Below are 23,997 nucleotides of genomic sequence, written 5' to 3' on the forward strand. Positions count from 1 at the left end.
CGGAGCCGGCGCGGTCGATCCACTCCAACACATTGCACCTACCGCATCGGGCGCGGTTCAACCACACGAGATCCCCGTTTCGACATCCATGACGACCCTCGACAGCTACGACCAGATCCCCTACGAGAGCTTCGCGATCCCGGAGACGCATCCGGACTATCTGGCGACGCTCGGTCGGTTGCTCGGTCTCACCACGGCCGATCCGGAGCGTTGCCGGGTGTTGGAGCTGGGCGCGGCGAGCGGCGGGAATCTGATCCCCATGGCCTTTCATCTGCCCTGGAGCGAATTCGTCGGGGTCGAGCTCTCCGCCGAGCAGGCCCGGCGCGGTCAGGCCATGATCGCCGAGTTGGGGCTCTCCAATCTGCGTCTGCTTCATCAAGATATCCTCGATGTCGACGAAACGCAGGCCCCGTTCGACTTCATCCTGGTCCACGGTGTCTATTCCTGGGTCCCGGATGCGGTGAAGGAGCACATCCTGCACCTCTGCGGTCGGCTCCTGAGCGCGCGCGGGATCGCCTATGTCAGCTACAACGTGCTGCCGGGTTGGCGTCAGCGCGGCATGTTGCGCGACATGCTCCTGTTTCACTGCCGCGGCGCGAGCGCGCCGGGCGAGCGTTTGAGCCGCGCGCGCGATCTGCTCGACCGGCTCGCGCGCGGTGTCTCGGCCAAGCACCCGGACGGGCAGCCGCGGCCCGAGGCGGAGACACTGAGACGCGAGGTCGAGTATCTGCGCACCGCCCGCCCGAGCTACCTCTACCACGAGTATCTGGAGGAGACCAACAGCCCGGAGCTGTTCAGCGACGTGATGGCGCGGGCGCGCCGACACGGGCTCGCCTTTCTTGCCGAGTCCAAGCTGCATACCATGTTCGCCTCCACCCTCGGGCCGGCGGCCGAGGCTGCGCTCGACGGGCTCGGCGATCAGGTCGTGCAGGAGCAGTACATGGATTTCCTGCGACTGCGGGCCTTTCGGCAGACCCTCTTCGTGCGCGCAGACGCGCGGCCCTGTCTGGAGATCGATCTGGAGCGACTCTACGACTTCTCGGTCCATGCCGATCTAACCCCCTTGCAGCGGGTCCATCTGAATCGCGTGAAGCGTCAGGACTACGCCACGGCGGACGGCGCCCGTCTGCAGGTCGAGCATCCATTGACCAAGGCCCTTTTGGAAGGCCTGGCGATGGTGTATCCGAATGCCGTCCCCTTAGGTCCGCTCTTGGATGCGGCCGCGAAAGAGGTCGCCGGGGCCGGCGGACGGCGCTACGCGGATGAGCGGGATGCCTGTTTGGGCGAGCTCTTCAACCTCTACATCTCACAGGGGATCGGCCTGACCGGACGCGCGGCGCGCTGGCCGCACGAGGTCGGCGCATGGCCTCGGGCCACGCCCTTGGCACGCGCTCAGGCGGCATCCGGGGAGGGGCATGTCGCGAGCGTGCGCCACCGCAGTCTCGGGCTCGACGCCTTGTCTGCCCGGCTGCTCATGCTGCTCGACGGCACGCGTGATCTGAACGCCTTGTCGACGGATCTCGCGGCCGAGATCCGAACCGACCCTGCGTTGGCCACGGCGTCCGGATCGCCGGGCGCGGCCGAGGGCCGATCCGAGCAGATCGCACCGGCCAGTCTCGAGCGTCTGCTCGGCATCTTCGCGCGGGCGGGACTGCTTGTTGCGGACGCGCAGCCCCGCGATTCCGAGCCCGGCGTGATGAATGGCAATGACTGCTCCACTGGCCCGTCCGAGTAAGACCGGTTTGCCGATCCGCGGCGTCGCGGTGCTCGCCGTCATCCTGCTTGTGTCGGCGGGTGGTCGAGCGGGATGGGATGCCCTGATCGAGACCGCGCCGCCGCTGCTTGTCAATCCGACCTGTAGGGTGGACGAGCGGGAGCGAAGTCCACCGAACCCCGCGCCGGCGTTGGTGGACTGCGCTGCGCTTGTCCACCCTACGGCGCTTGTCCACCCTACGGGTCTTGTCCACCCGACGGCGCTTGGTCGCCCGGCCGAGCCGATCGGCGACGTGGCCGGGGGTGCGAGCAACACCGACATCCGGATCTCCGCCTCGACCCTGATGCTGGATCGCGACGGGCGTCTGCTGCGCGCCTTCACGGTCGCCGATGGACGCTGGCGTCTGCCGGTCGATCTGGATACGGTCGATCCGACCTATCTGGCGATGCTCCTGGCCTACGAGGATCGCCGGTTCGCGTCGCATCCCGGTGTCGATGCGCTCGCCCTGGTGCGCGCCGGCTGGCAGCTCCTGAGCCAGGGAGGTATCCGCTCGGGCGGCTCGACCCTGACCATGCAACTGGCGCGTCTGCTGGAGACGCGCTCGACGCGCAATGCTGGCGGCAAGCTCAGGCAGATCCGCACCGCGCTCTGGCTGGAGCGACGGCTCGATAAAGACGCCATCCTGGAGACCTACCTGACCCTCGCCCCCTACGGCGGCAATCTCGAAGGTGTGCGCTCGGCCTCGCTCGCATGGCTCGGCAAGGAGCCGCGCCGTCTCACGCCCGCCGAGGCCGCGTTGCTCGTCGCCTTGCCCCAATCGCCCGAGACACGCCGGCCGGATCGCCACCCCGAGGCTGCACGTCGGGCGCGCGATCGGGTGCTCGAGCATGTGCGGCTGGCCGGGGTCATCGACGCGGAACAGGCCGCGAGGGCCCGTGCCGAGCTCGTCCCGACCGCCCGCTTGGACGCACCGATGCTGGCGGCGCATCTCACGGACCGCCTCCGGCGCGCGCACCCCGAGCGCCCTGTCCATCGCCTGACCTTGGATGCCGGGTTGCAGGAGCGGCTCGAGCCGCTCGCGAGCGCACGCGCCGCAGCGCTGGGGCCGCGGGTCTCGGTGGGGATCCTGGTCGCCGATCACGGGCGCGGGGAGATCCTGGCCAGCGTGGGTTCAGCGGGTCTTTTCGAGACGGCACGTCAGGGTCATGTCGACATGACCCGTGCGGTGCGTTCCCCGGGCTCGGCGCTCAAGCCGCTCATCTACGGGCTGGCCTTCGAGGACGGTCGGGCCCATCCCGAGAGTCTCATCGAGGACCGCCCGAGCGCCTTCGGCGGCTATGTCCCGGCGAACTTCGATCTGGGTTTTCAGGGGACCGTCACGGTGCGGCGAGCGTTGCAGCTCTCGCTCAACATCCCGGCGGTGAAGCTGCTCGATGCGGTCGGACCGGCCCGTCTGGTCGCACGCATGCGCCGAGCCGGTGCGCATCCGGTGCTTCCCGATCTCTCGCCGCCCGGGCTCGCGGTCGGGCTGGGCGGCGTCGGCGTGACCTTGACGGATCTCGTCGGCATCTATGCGGCGATCGCGCGGGGCGGTCGTGCGGTGATCTTGCGCGATACCCTCGAGGAGGCGGGCGCGGATCCCGGATGGGTCGGTGCCGCCGGCAGCCCCGCGGAGACCCGGGCGCCCGTGCTCGAGGGGCGTGCGGCCTGGTATGTCGCCTCGATCCTTGCAGGTGCACCGGCACCGACCAACAGCGCGCCGGGTGCGCTCGCCTTCAAGACCGGGACATCCTACGGTTACCGCGATGCCTGGGCGATCGGGTTCGACGGGCGCCATGTGGCCGGCGTTTGGGTCGGTCGTCCCGACGGCGCGCCCGTGCCGGGACTCGCCGGGATCGATGCCGCCGCTCCCGTGCTGGTCGAGGTCTTCGCGCGTCTCGGGCCGATGACCCCGCTGCCTCCGGCGCCACGCGGGATCCTGAGCACGACCTCGGCGGAGCTACCGCCGCCGCTGCGCCGCGTTCAGGATCCGCGCGCGGCCTCGCGCGGTGGTGCCGACGCGCCGCAGATCGCCTATCCGCCCGAGGGTGCGCGTGTGGAGCTGGGTCTCGACCAAGATCGGGTCGCCGATCTGGTCTTGCGGGTCCGCGACGGTGTGCCGCCCTTCACCTGGTTCGTCGACGGTGCCCCTGTCGTGCGCGAGCCTTACGCCCGAACCGCCCGTTGGATGCCCGACGGTCCGGGGTACGTCACCATCTCGGTCGTCGATGCCCGCGGCGGTTCATCGAGGGTGAACGTCTTTATACAATGATCGGATATCCCTTTTTCGCGGATGAGCATCGCCCTTGCGGGGTGCTGGCGTTCAGCACGATTCACCATCACACTTCCAGACGCGTGCAGGACGGAAAATGTGTCGAGACCGTTCGTTGTCGTTGTCGTGTTCGTCATCGAGCATCGATACGATCACGATCACGATCACGACAACGACAGCCCAATTGATATCGGACGGTCTAGAAATCTCTGCACTGCAATCACTCGTCGAGGTTGGCGCCAATCCCGGAGCCCGTCATCATGTCTCAAACGCTTTACGATCAGGATTTGTACGACTGGTCCATGCAGACCGCCCGCCTGTTGCGAGAAGGGCGCTATGCCGAGATCGACACGCTGCATCTCGCGGAGGAAGTGGAGTCGATGGGCAAGAGTGAGCGCCGAGCCTTGGAGCATCGTCTCGTGGTGTTGCTCGTTCATCTCCTGAAATGGGAGTACCAACCGGAACAACGCTCGAAGAGCTGGCAGCGGACCCTGACCGAGCAGCGCAAGCAGGTCGCCAAGCTCCTGGACGACAGCCCGAGCCTGAAGCCCCGGCTGACGGATCTGCTCGTCGATGCCTACGACAGCGCCGTTCGCTGGGCCGCCGATGAAACGGGGAAGGACGAGAGCGATTTCCCGCGGGATTGTCCCTATGGCGTGGCGCAGGTCCTCGATCCTGCATTCTTCTCGGGCTCCGACACAACCGATGCGCGCCGACGTGTCTGACGCCTCCGCGCCACGACGCACCACGGCCCTGCTCTGGGTCATCGCCGGCCTGCTGCTCGTCGGCGTTGTCGCGGTGGCCGTCTACAAGGCCTGGCCTCTGCTGAACCCGACGCTGGTCGAGGTTGCACCGCTTGATCCGAGCTGCGACCTGCGCGCCGGACCCTGCGATGCGCGGCTTGCCGGCGGGGGCAGGGTGCGCTTCGGGATCGAGCCACGGAGCATCCCGGTTGTCACGCCGCTGCGGCTCGCGGTGGAGACGACCGGCTTGAATGTCCGCGCGGTGGAGGTCGATTTCGCGGGTGTCGACATGAACATGGGGTACAACCGGACCGCTCTGGCGTCGGTCGGTCCGGGCGTCTACGAAGGGCAGGGGACCTTGCCGGTGTGCGTGCGGGCGCGCATGGACTGGGAGGCGCGGGTGCTGGTCCACACGCCCGAGGGGATCTTGGCGGCGCCGTTTCGCTTCGAGACGCGTAGGGATTGAATCGCGTTCGGGGTGTCATGAGTCGTTCGCGTGCGGGACTGGCCTGGTCGCCATCACAGGCGGTTGGAGACGCGATTCAAGCGTTTTTTCGTTTTTTCGTTTTTTGGATCGGCACGGTCAAAATAAGACGGTGTCCGGACGACTCGATACCCGTCGGTTGTGCCGACGATAGAAAGCACAACTTGCGACGACGGTTGGCTGTGCCTTGCACGGCTCGGCAAGACCTGCATCGCCGGGGTGAGATTGCGAACCCTGGCAGGGCGCCGACGCCGGGGATGCCGGGGATGCCGGGGTTCGCTCTGCTCACCTCAGCCTACCCGTAGATCACGGTGTTCACCTTGTTTCTTGATCGTTACGACCGGTCTCGATAGCGGCGGGTCAGGTCTCCGTAGGCGTCGATGCGGCGGTCGCGCAGGAAGGGCCAGAGTCGGCGGACTTGCTCGGTGCGCGCCGGGTCGATCTGCGCAAGCAGGATCTGCGGATTCTGATCGCCGGCCTGTGCGAGCACCTCGCCTTGGGGGCCGCAGACGAAGGAATGACCCCAAAACCGCGCGCCGGCCGTCGCGCCACTCGGGTCGGGCTCGAATCCGACACGATTGCAGGCCGCGACGGGCAGTGCGTTCGCGATCGCATGGCTGCGCTGGATTCCGACCCATGCCTCGCACTGGCGCACCTGCTCGTCCGGTCCGTCGTTGGGGTCCCAGCCGATCGCGGTCGGATAGAGCAGGATTTCCGCCCCTGCCAACGCCATCAGACGGGCGGCCTCCGGATACCATTGATCCCAACACACCAAGACGCCCAAGCGCCCGACCGAGGTGTCGATCGGCTCGAAGCCGAGGTCGCCGGGCGTGAAATAAAACTTCTCGTAGTAGCCCGGATCCTCCGGGATGTGCATCTTGCGATAGACGCCGGCGAGCCGTCCGTCGCTGTCCAAAACCACGGCGGTGTTGTGATAGAGCCCCGGGGCGCGACGCTCGAAGAGCGAGGCGACGATGACCACGCCGAGCTCGCCCGCCAGCGTGCCGAGGCGTGCGGTGCTCGGGCCGGGAATCGGCTCGGCGAGATCGAATCTGGCCGGGTCTTCGGTCTGGCAGAAATAAGCGCTGTTGTGCAGCTCCTGGAGCAGGACGAGGCGCGCACCGCCCGCGACGGCCTCGATGATTGCGCGCTCGCAGGCGTCGAGATTTGCCGCGGCGCTTCCGTGATCGGTTTCCTGCACGAGTGCGATGGTAAAAGGGGACCCCGACATGACGCGAACCTCCGAGAATGATGGATCCAGGTGTTTGGGAACGATTCAGAAAACGAAACATGTCGGCCGGGGTGAGCTGATTGATCGCGGCGAGCCCTGCTTGGATCAATCGAGCGGCTGCACGGATGCAAAGGTCGCGGCCTGCCCGAGATATCGCCCCTCTTCATCGATCAGGTTCCACACGACGGCCCCATCGATGCGAAATCGGCGGCCGCTCGAGGACACCCGTACCCCGCTGTAATCGTCGATAAAGCCGTGGGCGGTGACCCGCGCGAGCAGGCGTGCACGCTCCTCCCGATCCGGTGCCTCTGCGGTCAGGCGCGAGGGCATCCGTGTCAGCTGCTCCCAGTCGAGCTCGAACAGATCCAGGACCCTTCGGTTGCCGTAGGTCAGGATCGGATCCGGGTCGGCCGTGTGCGACAGAAGCGCGAAGGGCGCCTCGAACAGGCGCCGAGCGGCCTCGCGCTCGTCCAGGCCGGGGTCGATGAGATCGCGCCCCGTGAGGTGTCGATAGCTCGTGCGCAGCAGCCGGGAATGGTCGCGGAGGAAGTCATTGGACCGGTCGGGGTAGGGGAAGGACATGACCTGATCATCCTGTCGTCATTCGAAGGGGCAGGCTCACCTTTTGAGCCTCCGCCCTGTTAGTCTCTGCGGGATTCGGGGCCGGCAATCGGACCCCTCTGTTTTCGGACCTGCGATCGCGCATGGCCAATTTCCAGACCCATCTCAACGGCGGCATCTTCGTGAGCGTCGCGACGGTGCTCGGTTTACACGGCGCCGGACTGGTCGAGCAGGGTGCAACGCTCGGCTATTTTGCACTGGGTGTCGCCGGGAGTCTCCTTCCGGACATCGATGCCGATGCCTCCAAGCCGGTGCGTGCCTTCTTCAATGTGCTCGGGGTTGCGGTCGCCTTCGCCATGACGCTCCCGCTGATCGGCAAGTTTCTTCCGCTGGAGGTCGCGCTGATCTGGGTCGGCGTCTTTCTCTGCGTGCGCTACCTGATCATCGAGATCTTCACCCGTGCGACGGTCCACCGCGGTATCTGGCATTCCTGGCTCGGGATCGCCGCGGCGGCGCTGGCGACCGTCAACATCGCCCATTGGACGATGGACCGGTCCGCGGAGTCGGCCTGGATCGCCGGCCTCATGGTCGGGATCGGCTACCTCACCCATCTTGTCCTGGACGAACTTTACAGCGTCGATCTCCTGAACAGTCGGGTCAAGCGTTCTTTCGGGACCGCGCTCAAACCTTTCAGTCTGACCGATCCTCGGAGCAGTCTCGGGATGCTGGCCGTCGTCGTCGCGCTGGCGTGGTTTTCACCCGCGCTCGATTGGGGATTGCTTTGGGCCGACGGTCTGCCCGGGGTGGCTGTCGACGCTGCCGATCGTTTGGTGGAGGCGTTCGGGGAGATGGTCGACGGCACCGGTCTGCTGCTGCAGTCCCTGATCGATTGGATCCGCACGGGGGCGGCACACCTTTGAGCGTCGCGCGATCATCGGGTGGTTCGCATCGGCTTGTTGGCTCCCGTGCTCGCGAGTAGCATCTCCCGGGGCTCGGCAAGGTGTCGAGACCTCTGTCCTTGACCGACGATCGAGGTGTCTCAGCGATGAAATATTATCTCGGAGCCGTGTGTGTCCTGATGGGGGCCTGGTTGGTTTATCAGGCGCTGGCCCACCGACGCGCAGTGATCGGGGCACGCGAGCGCGCCGCCGCGCGGAACCAGGAGCCGAAAATGCACCGGCACCTGGACGGCATGCGGCTCGCGTTGGCGCCCCTCTACGTCATGAGCATCCTGCTCACCGGCATCGTGTTGGCCGGCATCTGGTTCGTGGTCGACCGGGAGCGGGTCTTCTCGGTCCTCGACATCCTCGGTTTTCTGTTGGCTCTCGGGGCCTACGCCTTTTGGATGTCCATGCGAATCCAATACAGCCCGATCGGGCTCGAGTCGAAGCAGACCGAATGAGCGCCCTCTGATGTGTGTTGCGGTTCGGGTCTCGGGCGCGCCGCAGTCCGTCCGAGATCGACCCGCCGACGGCTCTTGCCGGGATGTCCGCGATGAAGAAGATCCTGATTCCGATCCTCGTTCTTGCCCTCGCCGTCGGCGGTTATCTCCTGTACCGCGGCGAGCGCACCCCTGAGCACGACCCGGGTCGTCTCACGCTGTACGGCAATATCGACGTGCGCCTGGTCAACCTGGCCTTCGAGGTCAGCGGACGGATCAACGCCATGCCGATTGCCGAGGGTGCTCGGGTGGAGGCCGGACAGGTGTTGGCGGCGCTGGATGCTCGGCGCCTCGAGCTGGCCCGCGAGATCGCGCGCGCGCAGGTCGCGGCGCAGCGTTCCGAGCTCGAGAAGCTCATCGCGGGTCCGCGTCCAGAAGAGATCGAGAAGCTGCGTGCCGACGCGGAGGCCGCGCGGACCGAGGCCGCCAACGCCGAACGGCATGCCGAACGGACCAAGGGGTTGGCCGATCGCAAGATGGCCTCGCCGCAGGAGTACGATGACGCGCGCACCGCCGCGGAGGCCGCGCAAGCGCGGGCCGGCGCCGCACGGGCCGCCTTGGATCTGGCGCTGGCGGGCAGCCGCGCCGAGGATATTGCACGGGCCCGGGCCAACCTGGCCGCGCTGGAGGGCGACCTCGCCGAGGCCGAGCTGAACCTGGCCTACGCGCGGCTCGTCGCGCCGGCCACGGGGGTGGTCCAGAACAGGATCCTCGAGCCCGGCGACATGGCCTCGCCCGAGCGCCCGGTCTACACCATCGCCATGAACGAGCCGCTGTGGGCGCGGGTCTATCTCGCCGAGCCCGATCTGGGGCGCGTGCGACAGGGTCAGCCCGCACAGGTCTTCAGCGACAGCTTCCCGGGGAAGGCCTATTCGGGATGGCTCGGGTACATCTCGCCGAGCGCCGAGTTCACGCCCAAGACGGTCCAGACCACCGAGCTGCGCGCCGATCTGGTCTATCAGGCCCGCGTCTATGTCTGCAATCCGGCGGGCGAGCTGCGCCAGGGGATGCCTGTGACGGTCGAGATCGACCTGACGCGCGCGCCGCTGCCCTCGCCCGGTTGCCCGCCCGCGACGGATTCCGCGACGTCCGACGGTGCGGCCGCCGAGGGGGCCGCACCCGCCGCGCCGCCGGCTGCCGAGCCGTCTACGTCCGAGCCAGGGTCCGTGTCGGGCCATGCCGAGTCGTCGGGGGCGCCGGACGCACCGGATGCGTCGATCCGATCGGACCGGCCCTGAGCGCCGGCCGCCGCGGACACCCGCCATGCCCGTCTGCCCGCTGCGTGCCCTCGACGTTCACAAGAGCTTCAGCGCGGGTGCCCGCAGCCTGTGCGCGCTGGACGGCGTCAGCCTCGAATTGAGGCCCGGTGTGGTCACCGGGCTGATCGGTCCGGACGGCGCGGGCAAGACCACCTTCATGCGCCTGGCGGCGGGTCTGCTCGTGCCCGACGCGGGTCGCATCCAGGTCTTGGGTCTGGATGCGAGCGCCGATTCGCTCGCGGTCCAGTCCAGGATCGGGTACATGCCGCAACGCTTCGGGCTCTACGAGGACCTGAGTGTCCGCGAGAACCTCGACCTCTACGCCGACCTACAAGGCGTGTCCGTCGCCGAGCGTCCTGCCCGGCACGAACGCCTGATGGAGATGACGGGGCTCGGCCCGTTCGGGACCCGTCTGGCCGGACAGCTCTCGGGCGGGATGAAGCAGAAGCTGGGCCTGGCCTGCACGCTCGTGAATCCGCCCCACCTGCTCCTGCTCGACGAGCCGACGGTGGGGGTCGATCCGGTCTCGCGCCGGGAGCTGTGGGCGATCGTCGATCGACTGGTGGCCGAGGAGGGGATGAGCCTGCTGCTCTCCACCGCTTATCTCGACGAGGCGCAACGCTGTGCCGATGTCGTCCTCATCCATCAGGGGCGCGTCATCGATCAGGGGCCGCCGGCCCGGTTCAGCGCACCGCTGCGCGGGCGGACCTTCCATGTCACGGGCGCGCCCGACGGGCGGCGGCGTCTTCAGGCGCGCCTGGCCGCACGCCCCGGGGTGCTGGATGCCGTCCTGCAGGGCGATGCGGTGCGCGTGGTCATGGCCGAAGGCATCCAGCCCGCGGCCGACGCCTCCGAGGAGTCGGTCCGATGGGAACCGGTGGAGCCGCGCTTCGCGGATGGCTTCGTCGCCTTGCTGAGCCAGGGTCGCGACCGGATCGCGCTGCCCGAGATTGCGGCGGTGTCCCGGGCATCGGGCGATGCGATCGTCACGGAGGGGCTCACCCGTCGGTTCGGCGACTTCGTCGCGGTGGATCGCCTGAGCGTGGCGGTGCATGCCGGGGAGGTGTTCGGCCTGCTCGGCGCCAACGGCGCGGGAAAGACGACGACCTTTCGGATGCTCTGCGGCCTGCTGCCGCCGAGCGAAGGACGGGCGCGGGTGGCCGGGGTGGATCTGCGGCATGCGCCGGCCGAGGCGCGCGCGCGCATCGGCTACATGTCGCAGCGCTTCTCGCTCTATACCAATCTCTCGGCCACGCAGAATCTCGATTTCTTCGCTCGGGCCTATGGACTGCGCGGCGCGCGTGCTCGCGATCGGGTCGCCTGGGCGCTGGATGCCTTCGGGCTCGCGCAGCTCGCCGGGGCGGAGAGCGGATCCCTGCCGTTGGGTTACAAACAGCGACTGGCGATGGCTGCCGCACTCATGCACGAGCCGGACATCCTCTTCCTCGACGAGCCGACCTCCGGTGTGGATCCGCTCGCCCGTCGGGAGTTCTGGTCGCGGATCAACGCCCTCGCCGAGGGCGGCGTCACCGTCCTGGTGACCACGCACTTCATGGAAGAGGCCGAGTATTGCGATCGTCTGGCCGTCATGGCCGCGGGCGAGGTCTTGGCGCTGGGCACCCCGGCCGAGATCAAGGCCCGGGCGGCGACGCCCGAGGTGCCGCGACCGGACCTCGAGCAGGCCTTCATCACCCTGATCGAGGCGCATGCCTGACATGCGCACCCGGCCACGAACCCTGCGTCTGCGCGGCTTGCTGCGCAAGGAGTCGTTGCAGATCCTGCGCGATCCATCCAGTCTCGCGATCGCCTTCGTATTGCCGGTCTTCTTGCTGCTGCTCTTCGGCTACGGGGTGTCTTTGGACTCCAAGCATGTCCCGATCGGTCTGGTGATCGAGCAGCCGAGTGCCGAGGCCGCATCCTTCGTCGGGGCCTTTCGGCAGTCGGTCTACTTCGTGCCCCGTCTCTATCCGTCACTTCAGGACGGGCGTGCCGCCTTGCGAAACCATGACGTGAACGGGATCGTCGTGCTCGACGGGGATTTCGCCCAACGGCTCAAAGGCGATCGCGACGCGCCGATCCAGGTCGTCGTCAGCGGCACGGACGCCAACTCGGCGCGACTGCTCGAGGGCTATGTGCAAGGGGTCTGGTCGAGCTGGCTGCAACGCGAGGCGCAGGCGCGCCGGATCCCGCTGCCGGTGGCCGTCGAGCCGGTGATCCGTATTTGGTTCAATCCGGAGCTGGCCAGTCGCAACTATCTCGTCCCGGGGTTGCTGGTGGTCAACATGACCCTGGTCGGCGCCTTGTTGACCGCCCTGGTCTTCGCGCGCGAATGGGAGCGCGGCACCTTGGAGGCGCTGATGGTCACGCCCGTGACCATCGAGGAGATCCTGATCGGGAAGTTGCTGCCCTATTTCGTCCTGGGGATGGGCGGGATGGTGCTGTCCGTGATCATGGCCCTGTTTCTCTTCGAGGTGCCGATGCGCGGGTCCTTCTGGGTCCTGGCGGTCTGCTCGACCCTCTTCCTGCTGGCCGCGCTGGGCATGGGCCTGCTGATCTCGATCGTGACGCGCAATCAATTCGTCGCCGGGATGATCGCCATCCTGGCGACCTTCCTGCCGGCCTTTCTGCTCTCGGGTTTCCTCTTCGATATCGGCAGCATGCCGCCCCTGGTGCAGGCGATCACCCACATCGTCGCCGCGCGCTATTTCGTGGCCATCCTGCAGAGCCTCTTCCTCGCCGGGGATATCTGGACGCTGATCCTGCCCAACGCCGCGGCGCTCGCCCTGATGGCGGCCTTCTTCCTCGGGCTGAGCCGCCGTCTGCTGCGCAAGCGGCTCGAGTAGTCGCCATGCTCGCCCGGATCCTCGCGCTGGCCGTCAAGGAGTTTCTTGTTCTGTTCAAGGACAAGCGCAGCCGTCTGGTGGTCGTGGTACCGCCGCTGATCCAGTTGCTGGTGTTCGGCTATGCGGCGTCCTTCGATCTGAACGATATTGCCTATGCGCTCTACGATCGCGACGGGGGCTATGCGGCGCGTGATCTGGCGGCGCGCTTCGAGGGCTCGCCGAGCTTTCGCTCGGTCGGTCGCATCACGCGGCAAGGGCAGATCGCCGAGTGGATCGATGCGCGCAAGGTGTTGCTGGTCATCCAGATCGGGCCGCGCTTCACGGCCGATCTGCTGGCGGGCACGCCCGCCCCGGTGCAGATCCTGATCGACGGGCGCAACTCCAACAGCGCGCAGATCGTTCAGAACGACGTGAGCCGGATCATCGCGGACTTCAATCGGGATTGGACGGCCGCCCGAGGCCTGCAGGGCATGCCCGTGAATCTGATCACGCGGGCCTGGTACAACCCCAACCTCGAGAGTCGCTGGTTCTTCGTCTCCGGGTTGGTCGGACTCCTGACGCTGGTCGTGACCATGATGGTGACGGCCCTTTCGGTGGCGCGCGAGCGCGAGCAAGGCACCTTCGATCAACTGCTGGTGACGCCCTTGCGGCCGCTCGAGATCCTCATCGGCAAGGCGACGCCGGGCCTGGTGATCGGTGTCCTGGAGGCGTCCTTGGTCGTGACCATTGCGGTGTTCTGGTTCGGCGTGCCCTTGGTCGGCGGTCTCGGCGTGCTCTATACCGGGATTCTGCTGTTCGTGCTGGCGGCCGTCGGGGTCGGGCTCATGATCTCCTCCTTGGCGGCGACACTCCAGCAGGCGCTGCTGGGCGCCTTCCTCTTTTTGGTCCCGGCGGTGATCCTCTCGGGTTTCGCCACGCCCATCGCGAACATGCCCGAGGCGGTGCAGATCCTCACCCTCGGCGACCCGCTGCGGTATTACCTGGTCATCCTGCGCAGCGTCTTTCTCGAAGGGGCCGGGTTCGAGCTCCTGATCGACCAGATGTGGCCGTTGGCGGTGATCGCCGTTCTAACGCTCGCCGCGGCCGGGTGGTTGTTCAGACATCGCATGACCTGAGGATGCCCGCGAGCTGTCCGGCGGCGGGCCATGCGGCTCGAGCGGTCCGATCGCGCCCTTGTGCAGACGATACTGATGGCTGGTGACCCGGCGTCTGAAACGGGCGTCGTGCGAGATCAGGATCAGCGCCTGCGGGAGGGTGTCCAGGATCGTCGCCAGGCGTTCCCCGGTCGCCTCGTCCAACCCGTTCCCGGGTTCGTCGAGCAAGAGGACATCCGGCTCCATCGCCAGGACGGTCGCGAGGCTCACCAGACGTTTCTCGCCGCCGGAGAGCTTGTGCGTCACGCGATCACGCAGGTGCGACAAGCCCAGGCGTACAAGCGTGCGATCCACGATCTCCAGGACCTCGGCCTTGGACTTGCCCTGGTTGAGCGGTCCGAAGGCGATGTCCTCGGCCACCGTCGGACAAAAGAGTTGGTCGTCCGGATCTTGGAAGACCAGCCCGGCGCGCCGTCGAACCTCATGGAAATCACGCTCGTGTCTGCGCGGCGTGCCGAATGCGACAACCGTACCGGCTTGCGGGTGCAGCAGTCCGACCATGATGTGCAGGAGCGTGCTCTTGCCGGCGCCGTTGGGACCGGTCAAGGCGATGCGCTCGCCCGCGTCGAGCGTCAGGCTCAGTCCGTCCAGGACCGGCGGCCGGCCGGGATAGGCGAAGCGGATCCCGGTCAGCTCAAACAGCGGCGGCATAGGTCAGATCCATGATCAGCAGTCCCGTGCAGGCGACGGCGGTAAGCCCGGCAAAGAGCGCGTCGGATCGGCCGTAGGCAAAGTCGTCGAGCAGATGAAAACGACCCTCGAACCCGCGGCAGCGCATCGCCGCAAGGATGCGCTCGGAGCGCTCGAGGCTGCGCACCAGTAGCATTCCCACGAGATAGCCGATGCTGCGGTAGGTGTGCAGGCTGTTCGCCGGCCGAAAACCGCGCGCCCGCATGGCGGTGCGCAGGCGGGCATATTCCTCGCCGATGACGCCGATGTAACGCACCGTAAAGAAGAGCAGCTGGACCAGGTTTGACGGCATCCGCAGGCGCGCCAAGGCGTGTCCGAGCGTGACCGCATCCAGGCTGCCGACCAGGGCCAAGAGGACGAGGACGACGGCGTTGGCCTTGAGCAGGATCTCGACGGCCTTGATCAGTCCCTCGGCGCTTGCGGTGAATCCGCCCCATTCGAGGATCGGCGTGCCCGGCACGGTCAAGGGCAGCAGCACGAGGATCATCAGCATGAAGCCGTCCATCGCGGCTATCCGTTGCAGGGTCGGGCGGGCCGGCAGGCGCGCCGCGAGCATCACCGAGAGGGCCAGACCCAGCGCAGTGAAGAGTGTCGCGAGACCGGATAGCGAGACCACGACCAAGGCGAACAGGGCGGCTGCGATGATGCGCAGACGCGGGTCGAGCGTTCGGAGCGAGCCGTGCCCGGCCCGATCCGACAAGGCGTCGAGGATGTGCATGTTGACCTCGGCGGGGACGCCCGTCTCGGTGGTTGCGGTTCGGCCGAAGACGGATCGGGCTGCGCCGTCGTGGCGCGCGCCGGAGCCGCGTTCCGGGCGAGCAGTCTAATTGAACCGCCCCGGCACCATCAATGTCGTCCGCTTGTGCGCTTGCACAAAACCTACCCCGCTGGCAGATTGGCGCGATGACTGCTCATCGCTTGCCAACTGCCGGACCGCTCGCTTTGAACCCGCCGCCTCTGGAGCACGGCGGGCGTCTGCGCGAGGCCGCCGCGCGTTACCGCATCCCCTTTCAGGATTGGTTGGATCTCTCGACCGGCATCAATCCCGATGGCTGGCCCGTACCCGAGGTGCCCGGTGCCGCATGGGCGCGGCTGCCCGAAGAGGATGACGGATTGGAAGAGACCGCCGCGCGGTGTTACGGCGTGCCTGCGCTTCTCCCGGTTGCCGGCTCTCAGGCTGCGATCCAGACCTTGCCCGAGCTGCGAGTGCCCGGACGTGTCGGGGTGCCGGCGGTCGGCTATCAAGAGCATGCGCAAGCATGGCAACGCGCCGGGCACACCTTGGCCCCCCTGGCCGACGGAGTGCCGGGCGGGGACCGCGGCGCGGGTCTCGACGACCTCGATGTCCTGGTCGTGATCAATCCGAACAATCCGACGGGCAGACGCTGGCCGGTGAGCACCTTGCTCGATTGGCACGCGCGGCTCGCCGCACGCGGCGGCTGGCTTCTCGTGGACGAGGCATTCATGGATACGACCCCGCGGCACAGCCTCGCCCCTTACACCGACCGACAGGGTTTGATCGTCCTGCGGTCGTTGGGCAAATTCTACGGGCTCGCCGGGGTGCGTGTCGGGTTCGTGCTCGGCACGGCCGATCTGCGCGAGGCGCTGCGTTCGCGCCTCGGACCCTGGGCACTGAGCGGCCCGGCCCGCCATGTCGCGCGGCTTGCCTTGAGCGATTCGCCATGGCAGGAGGCGACCCGCGCCTCGTTGCGCCGGGCCTCGGTCCGGCTTGCCGCTCTGCTGTCCGATTATGGCCTCGTGCCGACGGGCGGAACCGATCTGTTTCAATGGATCTGCACGGCGGAAGCTCCGGCCATCCAGGATCGACTGGCACGGCAGGGCATCTGGGTGCGGCGATTCGACGCACCCGCGAGTCTTCGTTTCGGACTGCCGGGTGCCGAGGCGGGTTGGGCGCGGCTCGAGTCGGGGCTGCGGTGTCTGGCTTCGGATGTGCCGGGGGATGGGCCGGGGGATGTGCTCCGGCAAACAGCCGGCGCGACCGCCGGCATTCGGCCCTTCTCGTCGGTTGCCCCGCCGCTCGCCCCGGCTCCCGTCCCCGTCCCCGGAGATCCGAGATGACCGCGGCGACCCTCATGGTCCAAGGCACGACCTCGGACGCGGGCAAGAGTGTCCTGGTGGCCGGCCTCTGCCGCTGCTTCAGCCGGAGCGGTATGAAGGTCGCTCCGTTCAAGCCGCAGAACATGGCCCTGAACAGTGCCGTGACCGCGGACGGCGGCGAGATCGGCCGGGCCCAGGCGGTACAGGCGCAGGCCTGCGGGCTTGCGCCGAGCGTCGATATGAATCCGGTGCTGCTCAAGCCCAATTCGGACCGCGGTGCTCAGGTCATCATCCAGGGCCGGGCCGTCGGCAACATGGACGCCGTCGCCTATCACGACTACAAGCGTATCGCCCGCGCGGCCGTGCTGGAGTCACATGCCCGGCTCGGCGCGTCCTTCGAACGGATCGTCGTGGAGGGCGCGGGCAGTCCGGCCGAGATCAATCTGCGCGAGCACGACATCGCGAACATGGGGTTCGCCGAGGCGGTGGACTGTCCGGTCATCCTGATCGCGGACATCGATCGCGGCGGGGTCTTTGCGCACCTGGTCGGCACGCTGGCGTTGCTCGCGCCGAGCGAGCGGGCGAGGGTGGTCGGATTCGTCATCAATCGCTTCCGAGGCGATCCTGCGCTCCTGAAGCCGGGTCTGGACTGGCTCGAGCACGAGACCGGCAAGCCGGTGCTCGGCGTCTTGCCCTACCTGCACGGGCTTCATCTGGAGGCCGAGGACGCCGTCGCCGTGCGCCAGACGGATAAACCGAGCGACGCCCTGCGGGTGATCGTCCCGCGGCTGCCGCGCATCAGCAACCACACCGACCTCGACCCACTGCGGCTCCATCCTCGGGTCGACCTGCGCTATGTCTTCGCCGGGGAGGTTCCGCCGCCCGCGGATCTCATCATCCTGCCCGGATCAAAGTCGGTGCGCTCGGATCTGGATTGGTTGCGCCGCGAGGGCTGGGAGCCCGTGATCGCGCGGCATCTGCGCTATGGCGGCCGGGTGATCGGGATCTGCGGCGGCTTTCAGATGCTCGGCACTCGGATCCTGGATCCGTCCGGTCTCGAAGGGGATCCGGGCGAGGGGCCGGGTCTTGGTTTGTTGGATGTGGAGACCCGGCTTGCGCCCGAGAAGACGCTGGCCAACGTCTGCGGTCGGCTCCGGATGGAGGACGCCGCCGTGACGGGATACGAGATCCATGCCGGCCGGACGACCGGTCCGGCGCTTGAGCATCCGGCCGTGCTCCTGGACGACGTGAAGGGCGAGCGTCCGGACGGTGCGATTTCGGATGACGGACGGATCTTGGGGACCTATCTGCACGGACTCTTCGAGTCGCCTCCCGCGGCTGCGGCCCTCCTGCGTTGGGCCGGTCTAACCGTGCACGAGACCCCGGACTATCGTGCCGTCCGCGAGGCGGCCCTGGAGCGTTTGGCCGACAGCATCGAGCAGCATCTCGACCTCCGACACCTCGAGCAGATCCTTTGCGGCTGGGTGCCGGGCAGAGGGACTGGAGCCCCTTGAAACCGGGCTGGCTGAGCGTTCCCGCGGCGCGTCGCAATCACCCATGGGGGCAGCACACATCCGGTGACACTTGCGGCCATTACGAACGGTCAGGCCCGATCGGCGACGTCGGTTCAGGTCGGCTCGGTGCAGCACGAATGGATATTGCGCTGCCTGTCGATCCGGTGATCGCGATCGCGCGGGGCACCCGTGTCGTGCTCGTCGAGATCGATTCGGAAGGCGGTGCACTTGCCGTCCCGGGAGAGGGAGAGGGAGCGGCACAGGACGTGGAACGCAACCTACACGCTGTCGCGCAGTGCCTGAAGGACCTCGAAGACGACATCGACCTTCAATTGGAGATCCTGCGACTGCGGGGTTCTGCTTCCCGGACAGGTTCGAACGGTCTCGCCCCGGGGAGCCGACGGATCTGCGGCGAGGATACGTCGTGCGGGTTCATCCATCAACTCGACAAGCACGGCCTGGACATCGCATTGAGCGCCGGCCGCCACGCGGCCGAGCGTGCCAAGCTTGCAGGGGTCGGGCGTCTCATTGCCATGGCCCCGTCGTTGTGCACGGCGGCCGCCTGGCAGCTCCCGAGAGCGGGTGCGGATGCAGGGTATGCGGCGCTCCGCTTGCCCTGTCCCGATCGGTCTCTCCCAGATGCCCTCGCACACGTTGACTTCTATGACGCCTTGCGTTGCCGCGGTCGATCCGAGATCGCTGCATTGGTCGGCGTTGCGATTGCGGCGGCCCAGATGGGCATCCCGTTCTGTCTACCCGATTCTGCGGGCGGTGTCGCGGCGGAGGCGGCGGTCGGATTGAACCCCGGCGTGCGCGCTTGGCTCGGGTGAACGCGGCGACGGCCGCTTCGCACGTGACCTCGCCGCGATACGATCGGCGATCGGGAACGGCAGGTAATAGACGAAGCTCGACACCAGCGCCAGTCCGGCCAGGCTCAGGATGTACCAAGGCCACGGGCCGAGAAGATCCATCAGGGAGGCTTGCTCGGGCTTGCTGCAGAGGAAGAGATAGTTCGTCCCCAACCAGAGATTGATCGGGGCAACAACGGCCACGACGAGCAGCAAGGCAGCGAGCGATTTGAAGATGGACGAGAGTCTCGGTCTAAAGCGATAGACCAAGGTGGCATAAAGGACGCCGACGATGACGAGTCCATGCCCGATGAAAAAAGCAATGAAGGTCGGGTCCGGAAATCCCCTCTCCAGATCCGGCGTCAAGAGTGCCTGCAGGGTCCCGCCCCACGCCCAGAAATAGACGATCTCGTAGGCGGAATACGACCGCGCCGCGAGGGTCCATGCCGTCAGCAGAACCGACAGTCCGCAAAGATGCAGCGGCAGCAGGCTGCTCAGGAGCCGATCGTAGTGGTTCGCCAGTAGCCAGATATGGACGCCTTCCTGCAGGATCAAAAGGGCTGCAATCGCGAGCCCGATTCCATATCGAGTCCTGGTGCGGGTTGCTCTGCGCACCGACAGCGGCAGCCCGATCCCGGCCGCGGCGATCAACAGTATGCCGATCACGTGCGCCGAACCGAAAAGGACGAGTGGGTCCGTCGTGCTCATCGATCTTCTCCTGCTCTGTCGCCGTACCCGTTCGCGGGCCGGCCGATACTTGGATCTCCGGGCGTCTCTCTTCGTTCGTGATCCGTCGGTTTCGGATAATAGCCCACCGATTGAATCAATCTGACGCTTTTGATCGACGAAAAACACCGGACGAATGCGGTGAGCTTTACGCGCAAAAGCGTATTCGTCTCGATCCCCCTGGCGACTCTTCGAGCACCGACACTCGAATAACCCCGTCCGGACCGATGAATTCGCGTCTCCACGAATTGAAACGGATTCATTTTCAACAGATCCACCGTATTCGATTTTACTAATATGGTGGAATAACAAAATGAAAAATCTTGATAAAATTATTTTGTCGGACTCTTGACACCATTCCTGTCGACACTACATCCTAATCCTGTCAATAATGACGATAGGTAACAACGACTAAAACGATCGATATTTCCACTCGGTTGATCGCGGGTCGGACCCCTGCGTAATCGCCTCGCTAGGTCAGAAGCCGTTCTTTGCCCTGTCGATGCGTTGAATACATCTTGGACACGTGACAAAAACACTATCGGCGCTGTTCAGAAGACGCCAATAACGAGGTGGAGACAACAATGTCTGACATTGTAGATCACAGCAGAAGGCAGTTTCTGTCGTTCGCAGGTAAAGCCGGCTTAACGACCTTCGTCGCGCAAGCGGTCGGAATCAATCTCGGGATGGTCGATATCGTTCGGGCGCAGACGGGTAAGCGCGGTGTCGAGCCTTTCCGGTTTGCGATCATCAGCGACTCGCATCTGTATAGCATGCCGGATCATAAATTCGACCAGCAGCTCGCCGATGCGGTTGCGCAGGTCAATGCGATGACGCCACTGCCGGACTTCGTGCTTTACGGCGGCGACGTTGCCCAAAACGGAACTGAAGATCAATTGGTCAAGGGGAGCAAGATCCTCAAAGATCTGAAGATGCCCTTGAAGATCATTCCGGGCGAGCACGACTGGTATCTCGACATGGGCGACGCTTGGCGCGGCCTCTTCGGCGACGAGACCTGGTCGTTCAATCACAAAGGTGTGCATTTTATCGGCCTCAACTCAATCCTGGTTCGCGATTTCTGGACCGGAGCGGGAATGACGCCCCTCGAGCGTATGACCGTCATGGAGATGCTCGAAAGCCCGATCCCGGGTCCATGGGGTGTGCATGAGAAGCAGCTCGAGTGGCTGGCCAACGACGTGAAGGACCTTGCTCCGGATACGCCGATCGTGGTCTTCACCCACTCCCCGCTTTGGGATTACTACCCTCGCTGGAACTTCCAAACCTCCGACGCTCCGGAGATCCGCGAGATCCTCTCGAAGTTCGACAACGTCATGTCCTACCACGGTCATGTCCATCAAACCCTATTCAATCGGATCGGGAACATGAGCTCGGTTGCCGCATTGAGCACCTCTTGGCCGTGGCCCTATCCGCCGGTCGAGCTGGCTTTCCCCGAGACGCGTATGAACCGAGCGGATCCCTCGATCGCGACCGACGGTATGGGCACGCAGATCATCGATCTCAGCGGATCTTTCGAGGGTCTGGTGCAGTACCAACCGTTCGAGGACTCGCTGACGCCGTTCATGAGAGACGGATTCAAGGTCTAAGGGGGAGCGATGATGACGAACAAGATGCTGAAGATCGAACGACTCTTGGCCGTGTCGGCCCTCGCCGGGGTTATCGCTGCCGGGACCAGTTGGGCCCGTGCGCCGTTCACCGATGAAGAGCTCGCGGAGCAAAAGGCCGCTTTGGTGGAATCGATTGCTCTCGGGTATGACCTCTGGCACGGCAGCCGGGCCGATATGACGACCAACGGGCTGGCCTGCGGTAATTGCCACCCGGATACGGCCGCGTCCAATCCCCAGACCTTTCCGAAATACATGACCATGTACGGCAAGGTCATTCCTTTCCGTGAAATGGTGAATTGGTGTATCGAGAATCCGCAAGCAGGGACGCGGCTCGACGTCGATGGCGACGATATGACCGCGATGGAGGCCTACGCCTTCTATCTGCATCGCGGTAAGGAAATCACCCCCGGTCTGGCAAGCGAGCAAACCACGCCTATCGTCGTGGAATACGGCACCGGTTTCGCGCGAACACCGACCGGTATCGGCGTCGATACCAAGCCGTAACGCTTTTCGAAGCAAGGGCTCACCGGCAGGCTCCCTTTGCGGGGCGCCTGCCAATGGATTACGGGCACTGTCGACAATTTTAAATCGGTTGTCGGCAGATCGTCGGTCGCGAGGCTTCGAGGCTGTCATCGATGATGCTGGGTAGAGCGGCATTCCTTTTCCTGATTCTCCAGGGAGTCTTCGTTGGCCCGGGCCTTGCCGAACAGCGCTGCGACACCGGCCGCTATCCGCTGTCGTCACCGACGGAACGGTTCAGCGACAACGGCGACGGCACCGTCACGGATGCCGCCGCCCAGTTGATGTGGATGCGGTGCGCCGCGGGACAAACCTGGTCCGGCGGGACCTGCGTCGGTGAAGCGGCCGCCTACGACTGGCAGGGAGCGCAGGAGCATGCAGTCGCGACGAGCGCGAGCGGAGGACAGTTCTTCAACGACTGGCGCGTGCCGAAGCTGCGCGAGCTGGCGATGATTGCGGAGAGACAGTGCGAGAACCCTCGCATCAATCTGACGATTTTTCCCGAAACACCGCCGATCGTCTTCTGGACCGAGTCGTTGCGTCCGGGCGAGGGCTTCGAGACGTTCGCCTACGCACTGAGCTTCGGGCCGGAGGGCGTCCTGCATACGGCCAAAAGCGAGCGGCATGCGGTGCGGCTCGTGCGGACGGCACCATGATCGCCCTGGTGGTCCATCGAGCCTGGAGTACCGCGGTGAGGAGGGTGCGGTCCGGAGACCTGTTTTCCCCGTGGGGGCGGACGTGAGCGGAAAAGATGCCGGTGTCGATCGGCATCGCCGGGGCTTCGTAGCGGCCGGCGGGGTCTTGTTGGCGTTGTCGCATGTCGGATTACTCGCCTCTGCGCGGGCGTCGATCCGGCAGCTTCCCGACCTGTTCTCCGCCACGACGATCGACGACGCTCTCGCCATTCTGGGCAGCGTCGGGGCCGACGAGCATGCCGTCGAGTTGACCTTGCCCGGCGTTGTCGAGGACGGGGCGGTGGTTCCCGTAAGGGTGTCGAGCACGCTCGAGGGCGTCGAGGAGATCTATCTGCTGGTCGCGAGCAATCCGTATCCGGTCGCGGTTCGCTTCGAGATCCCGAGCGGGACCGAGCCGTTCGTCTCGGTACGCCTGAAGTTGGCGCAGACCGGTTCGGTCTACGCCGTCGTCAGAACCCGCGACGGGCTCTATTCCAGGGTCGCGGAGACTCGGGTCACGGTCGGCGGATGCGTTTGATGATGCCTTTGATCGGGGGCTGCTCCGCGAGAGGACAGTCTTTCGGGTTACGGGACCAGAGTGAAACAGGCCATGGCAGATCCGATACGAATCCGCGCGAAGAGCAACGACGGTATCACCGAGGTCATGCTCTTGATGCTGCACCCGATGGAGACGGGACTGGGAGTGGACGCATCGGGTCGAGGGCGTCGCGCGCATTACATCCGCGACGTCGAGGTCAATCTCGGCGATCGGACGCTGTTGCGGGCACGTTTGAGTATCGCCGTTTCGAGGGATCCCTTGATCGCGTTTCGATTCAAGGGGGGCTCGAAGGGCGATCGCATCAACGTTCTTTGGACCGACAACCTTGGCGAGCGAGGAGCAGGATCGGCCTCGATCGCTTGACCGTCGCTACCGGATCGTAGCGCCGGGCGAATATCCGATCGCCTGTGTGTCCGTGTCTGCGATCGGTAGAAGACCAGGCGCGAAGGGCTCTGCGGCAAAGAGAACCCTTTGCAGCCTTCATTAGACCACCAAGCCTTAAATTAACCATCAAACGAGGATACGCACGATGAGCCAATGCAATCGCCGGACGTTTATCGTTCAACTTGTTGCGGGTAGCTCGGCGCTCGCTTTCGGACGCTTGAGCGTTGCCGACGAGGCGAAGAAGATCCTGACCGAAGACGACGCCTACGCGAAGTCGATGGGCTTCCGATTGGATACGACGCAGGTCGACCAGGCCAAATACCCAAAGCATACGGTCGAGCAGAAATGCAGCGAGTGTCAGTTGTTCTCGGGAGAGCCGGGTGAGCCGCTCGGACCCTGCTCCTTTTTCGGAAAACGCTTGGTTCCGGTCGATGGCTGGTGCCGAAACTTCAAACCGAACGGTGCCGCCTAGTCCGGCAAGTCGGCGGACGAGCACGACGACGGGGCGGCGCAACGACACCGATCCCGTCGCAGCGGACTGGATCGGCGCGACAGGTCCGCACACCGCATCCAGCGCCGAGAGCGATTGGATCGGAGCCAGGAGTCAGGTGCCGGGGCAATGACCGCGCAACCACGCCACTAAAACAAAGCCGGTCGTC

General features: G+C 65.8%; 24 protein-coding genes. 19 read left to right on the forward strand and 5 right to left on the reverse strand.

Going from position 1 to position 23,997, the window contains the following annotated elements:
* Positions 1–88 precede the first annotated feature (88 nt).
* The 4 genes from THIMADRAFT_RS17910 (at position 89) to THIMADRAFT_RS17925 (ending at position 5,234) form a co-directional block, all read left to right on the forward strand.
* Positions 89–1,735 carry a methyltransferase regulatory domain-containing protein gene (locus THIMADRAFT_RS17910; RefSeq protein ID WP_007194502.1) on the forward strand — a complete coding sequence of 549 codons (1,647 nt, stop codon included), beginning with the start codon at positions 89–91 and terminating at the stop codon, positions 1,733–1,735.
* A complete protein-coding gene (pbpC, locus tag THIMADRAFT_RS17915; RefSeq protein ID WP_233490290.1) occupies positions 1,701–4,025 on the forward strand; it encodes a penicillin-binding protein 1C in 2,325 nt (774 codons plus the stop codon). Before THIMADRAFT_RS17910 ends, pbpC begins: the two co-directional genes overlap by 35 nt.
* A 260-nt stretch (positions 4,026–4,285) precedes the next feature.
* Positions 4,286–4,750, forward strand: coding sequence for a DUF29 domain-containing protein (locus tag THIMADRAFT_RS17920; protein ID WP_007194504.1), 465 nt, complete (start codon positions 4,286–4,288; stop codon positions 4,748–4,750).
* A complete protein-coding gene (locus tag THIMADRAFT_RS17925; protein ID WP_233490291.1) occupies positions 4,743–5,234 on the forward strand; it encodes a hypothetical protein in 492 nt (163 codons plus the stop codon). Before THIMADRAFT_RS17920 ends, THIMADRAFT_RS17925 begins: the two co-directional genes overlap by 8 nt.
* Positions 5,235–5,586: 352 nt before the next feature.
* Here the strand turns inward: THIMADRAFT_RS17925 and THIMADRAFT_RS17935 are convergent, their stop codons facing one another.
* Positions 5,587–6,483 (reverse strand): carbon-nitrogen hydrolase, encoded by an 897-nt coding sequence (locus THIMADRAFT_RS17935; RefSeq protein WP_007194506.1) that lies wholly within the window; start codon positions 6,481–6,483, stop codon positions 5,587–5,589.
* A gap of 105 nt (positions 6,484–6,588) precedes the next feature.
* Complete coding sequence (locus tag THIMADRAFT_RS17940; RefSeq protein WP_007194507.1) at positions 6,589–7,065, reverse strand: MEKHLA domain-containing protein; 477 nt, start codon at positions 7,063–7,065, stop codon at positions 6,589–6,591.
* Between the two features lie 122 nt (positions 7,066–7,187).
* Here THIMADRAFT_RS17940 and THIMADRAFT_RS17945 point away from each other — a divergent pair, with 122 nt between their 5' ends.
* The 6 genes from THIMADRAFT_RS17945 to THIMADRAFT_RS17970 all read left to right on the forward strand — a co-directional run bounded on the left by THIMADRAFT_RS17945 (position 7,188) and on the right by THIMADRAFT_RS17970 (position 13,702).
* The gene (locus THIMADRAFT_RS17945; protein WP_007194508.1) at positions 7,188–7,964 is read left to right on the forward strand and encodes a metal-dependent hydrolase; all 777 of its coding nucleotides are present in this window, start codon (positions 7,188–7,190) and stop codon (positions 7,962–7,964) included.
* Positions 7,965–8,089: 125 nt separating this feature from the next.
* Positions 8,090–8,446, forward strand: coding sequence for a hypothetical protein (locus THIMADRAFT_RS17950; RefSeq protein WP_007194509.1), 357 nt, complete (start codon positions 8,090–8,092; stop codon positions 8,444–8,446).
* A 92-nt stretch (positions 8,447–8,538) separates the two neighbouring features.
* Positions 8,539–9,723 (forward strand): efflux RND transporter periplasmic adaptor subunit, encoded by a 1,185-nt coding sequence (locus THIMADRAFT_RS17955; RefSeq protein ID WP_007194510.1) that lies wholly within the window; start codon positions 8,539–8,541, stop codon positions 9,721–9,723.
* Positions 9,724–9,748: 25 nt separating this feature from the next.
* A complete protein-coding gene (locus tag THIMADRAFT_RS17960) occupies positions 9,749–11,458 on the forward strand; it encodes an ATP-binding cassette domain-containing protein (RefSeq protein ID WP_007194511.1) in 1,710 nt (569 codons plus the stop codon).
* Positions 11,451–12,587 (forward strand): ABC transporter permease, encoded by a 1,137-nt coding sequence (locus tag THIMADRAFT_RS17965; protein WP_199484259.1) that lies wholly within the window; start codon positions 11,451–11,453, stop codon positions 12,585–12,587. The genes THIMADRAFT_RS17960 and THIMADRAFT_RS17965 overlap by 8 nt, the downstream gene beginning before the upstream one ends.
* Before the next feature lie 5 nt (positions 12,588–12,592).
* The gene (locus THIMADRAFT_RS17970; RefSeq protein ID WP_007194513.1) at positions 12,593–13,702 is read left to right on the forward strand and encodes an ABC transporter permease; all 1,110 of its coding nucleotides are present in this window, start codon (positions 12,593–12,595) and stop codon (positions 13,700–13,702) included.
* Here THIMADRAFT_RS17970 and THIMADRAFT_RS17975 read toward each other — a convergent pair.
* Positions 13,655–14,392, reverse strand: coding sequence for an energy-coupling factor ABC transporter ATP-binding protein (locus THIMADRAFT_RS17975; RefSeq protein WP_007194514.1), 738 nt, complete (start codon positions 14,390–14,392; stop codon positions 13,655–13,657). The two genes, THIMADRAFT_RS17970 and THIMADRAFT_RS17975, sit on opposite strands and share 48 nt — an antisense overlap.
* A complete protein-coding gene (gene cbiQ / locus THIMADRAFT_RS17980; protein WP_007194515.1) occupies positions 14,376–15,149 on the reverse strand; it encodes a cobalt ECF transporter T component CbiQ in 774 nt (257 codons plus the stop codon). The genes THIMADRAFT_RS17975 and cbiQ overlap by 17 nt, the downstream gene beginning before the upstream one ends.
* Positions 15,150–15,334: 185 nt before the next feature.
* Here cbiQ and cobD point away from each other — a divergent pair, with 185 nt between their 5' ends.
* The 3 genes from cobD to THIMADRAFT_RS17995 all read left to right on the forward strand — a co-directional run bounded on the left by cobD (position 15,335) and on the right by THIMADRAFT_RS17995 (position 18,833).
* Positions 15,335–16,510, forward strand: coding sequence for a threonine-phosphate decarboxylase CobD (gene cobD / locus THIMADRAFT_RS17985; protein ID WP_007194516.1), 1,176 nt, complete (start codon positions 15,335–15,337; stop codon positions 16,508–16,510).
* The gene (locus tag THIMADRAFT_RS17990; RefSeq protein ID WP_007194517.1) at positions 16,507–18,003 is read left to right on the forward strand and encodes a cobyric acid synthase; all 1,497 of its coding nucleotides are present in this window, start codon (positions 16,507–16,509) and stop codon (positions 18,001–18,003) included. Before cobD ends, THIMADRAFT_RS17990 begins: the two co-directional genes overlap by 4 nt.
* A gap of 137 nt (positions 18,004–18,140) precedes the next feature.
* Positions 18,141–18,833: a nicotinate-nucleotide--dimethylbenzimidazole phosphoribosyltransferase gene (locus tag THIMADRAFT_RS17995; RefSeq protein ID WP_007194518.1), complete on the forward strand. Its 693-nt coding sequence runs from the start codon at positions 18,141–18,143 to the stop codon at positions 18,831–18,833.
* On the opposite strand, the gene THIMADRAFT_RS18000 is transcribed toward THIMADRAFT_RS17995, so the two are convergent.
* Positions 18,756–19,559, reverse strand: coding sequence for a YwaF family protein (locus tag THIMADRAFT_RS18000; RefSeq protein ID WP_007194519.1), 804 nt, complete (start codon positions 19,557–19,559; stop codon positions 18,756–18,758). The two genes, THIMADRAFT_RS17995 and THIMADRAFT_RS18000, sit on opposite strands and share 78 nt — an antisense overlap.
* Before the next feature lie 602 nt (positions 19,560–20,161).
* On the opposite strand from THIMADRAFT_RS18000, the gene THIMADRAFT_RS18005 reads away from it, so the two are divergent.
* The 6 genes from THIMADRAFT_RS18005 (at position 20,162) to THIMADRAFT_RS18030 (ending at position 23,810) form a co-directional block, all read left to right on the forward strand.
* Positions 20,162–21,181, forward strand: a complete 1,020-nt coding sequence (locus THIMADRAFT_RS18005) for a metallophosphoesterase family protein (RefSeq protein ID WP_007194520.1) — start codon at positions 20,162–20,164, stop codon at positions 21,179–21,181.
* A 9-nt stretch (positions 21,182–21,190) separates the two neighbouring features.
* Positions 21,191–21,706 (forward strand): c-type cytochrome, encoded by a 516-nt coding sequence (locus THIMADRAFT_RS24940; RefSeq protein WP_050799611.1) that lies wholly within the window; start codon positions 21,191–21,193, stop codon positions 21,704–21,706.
* A gap of 131 nt (positions 21,707–21,837) precedes the next feature.
* Entirely contained in the window at positions 21,838–22,377 is a 540-nt protein-coding gene (locus THIMADRAFT_RS18015; RefSeq protein ID WP_007194522.1) for an Lcl C-terminal domain-containing protein, read from the forward strand.
* A gap of 82 nt (positions 22,378–22,459) precedes the next feature.
* The gene (locus THIMADRAFT_RS18020; protein ID WP_007194523.1) at positions 22,460–22,933 is read left to right on the forward strand and encodes a thiosulfate oxidation carrier protein SoxY; all 474 of its coding nucleotides are present in this window, start codon (positions 22,460–22,462) and stop codon (positions 22,931–22,933) included.
* A gap of 72 nt (positions 22,934–23,005) precedes the next feature.
* A complete protein-coding gene (gene soxZ / locus THIMADRAFT_RS18025; protein ID WP_007194524.1) occupies positions 23,006–23,317 on the forward strand; it encodes a thiosulfate oxidation carrier complex protein SoxZ in 312 nt (103 codons plus the stop codon).
* Positions 23,318–23,483: 166 nt separating this feature from the next.
* A complete protein-coding gene (locus tag THIMADRAFT_RS18030; protein WP_007194525.1) occupies positions 23,484–23,810 on the forward strand; it encodes a high-potential iron-sulfur protein in 327 nt (108 codons plus the stop codon).
* Positions 23,811–23,997: the final 187 nt, after the last annotated feature.

It is taken from the genome of Thiocapsa marina 5811 (assembly GCF_000223985.1).
Taxonomy (GTDB): Bacteria; Pseudomonadota; Gammaproteobacteria; order Chromatiales; family Chromatiaceae; genus Thiocapsa; species Thiocapsa marina.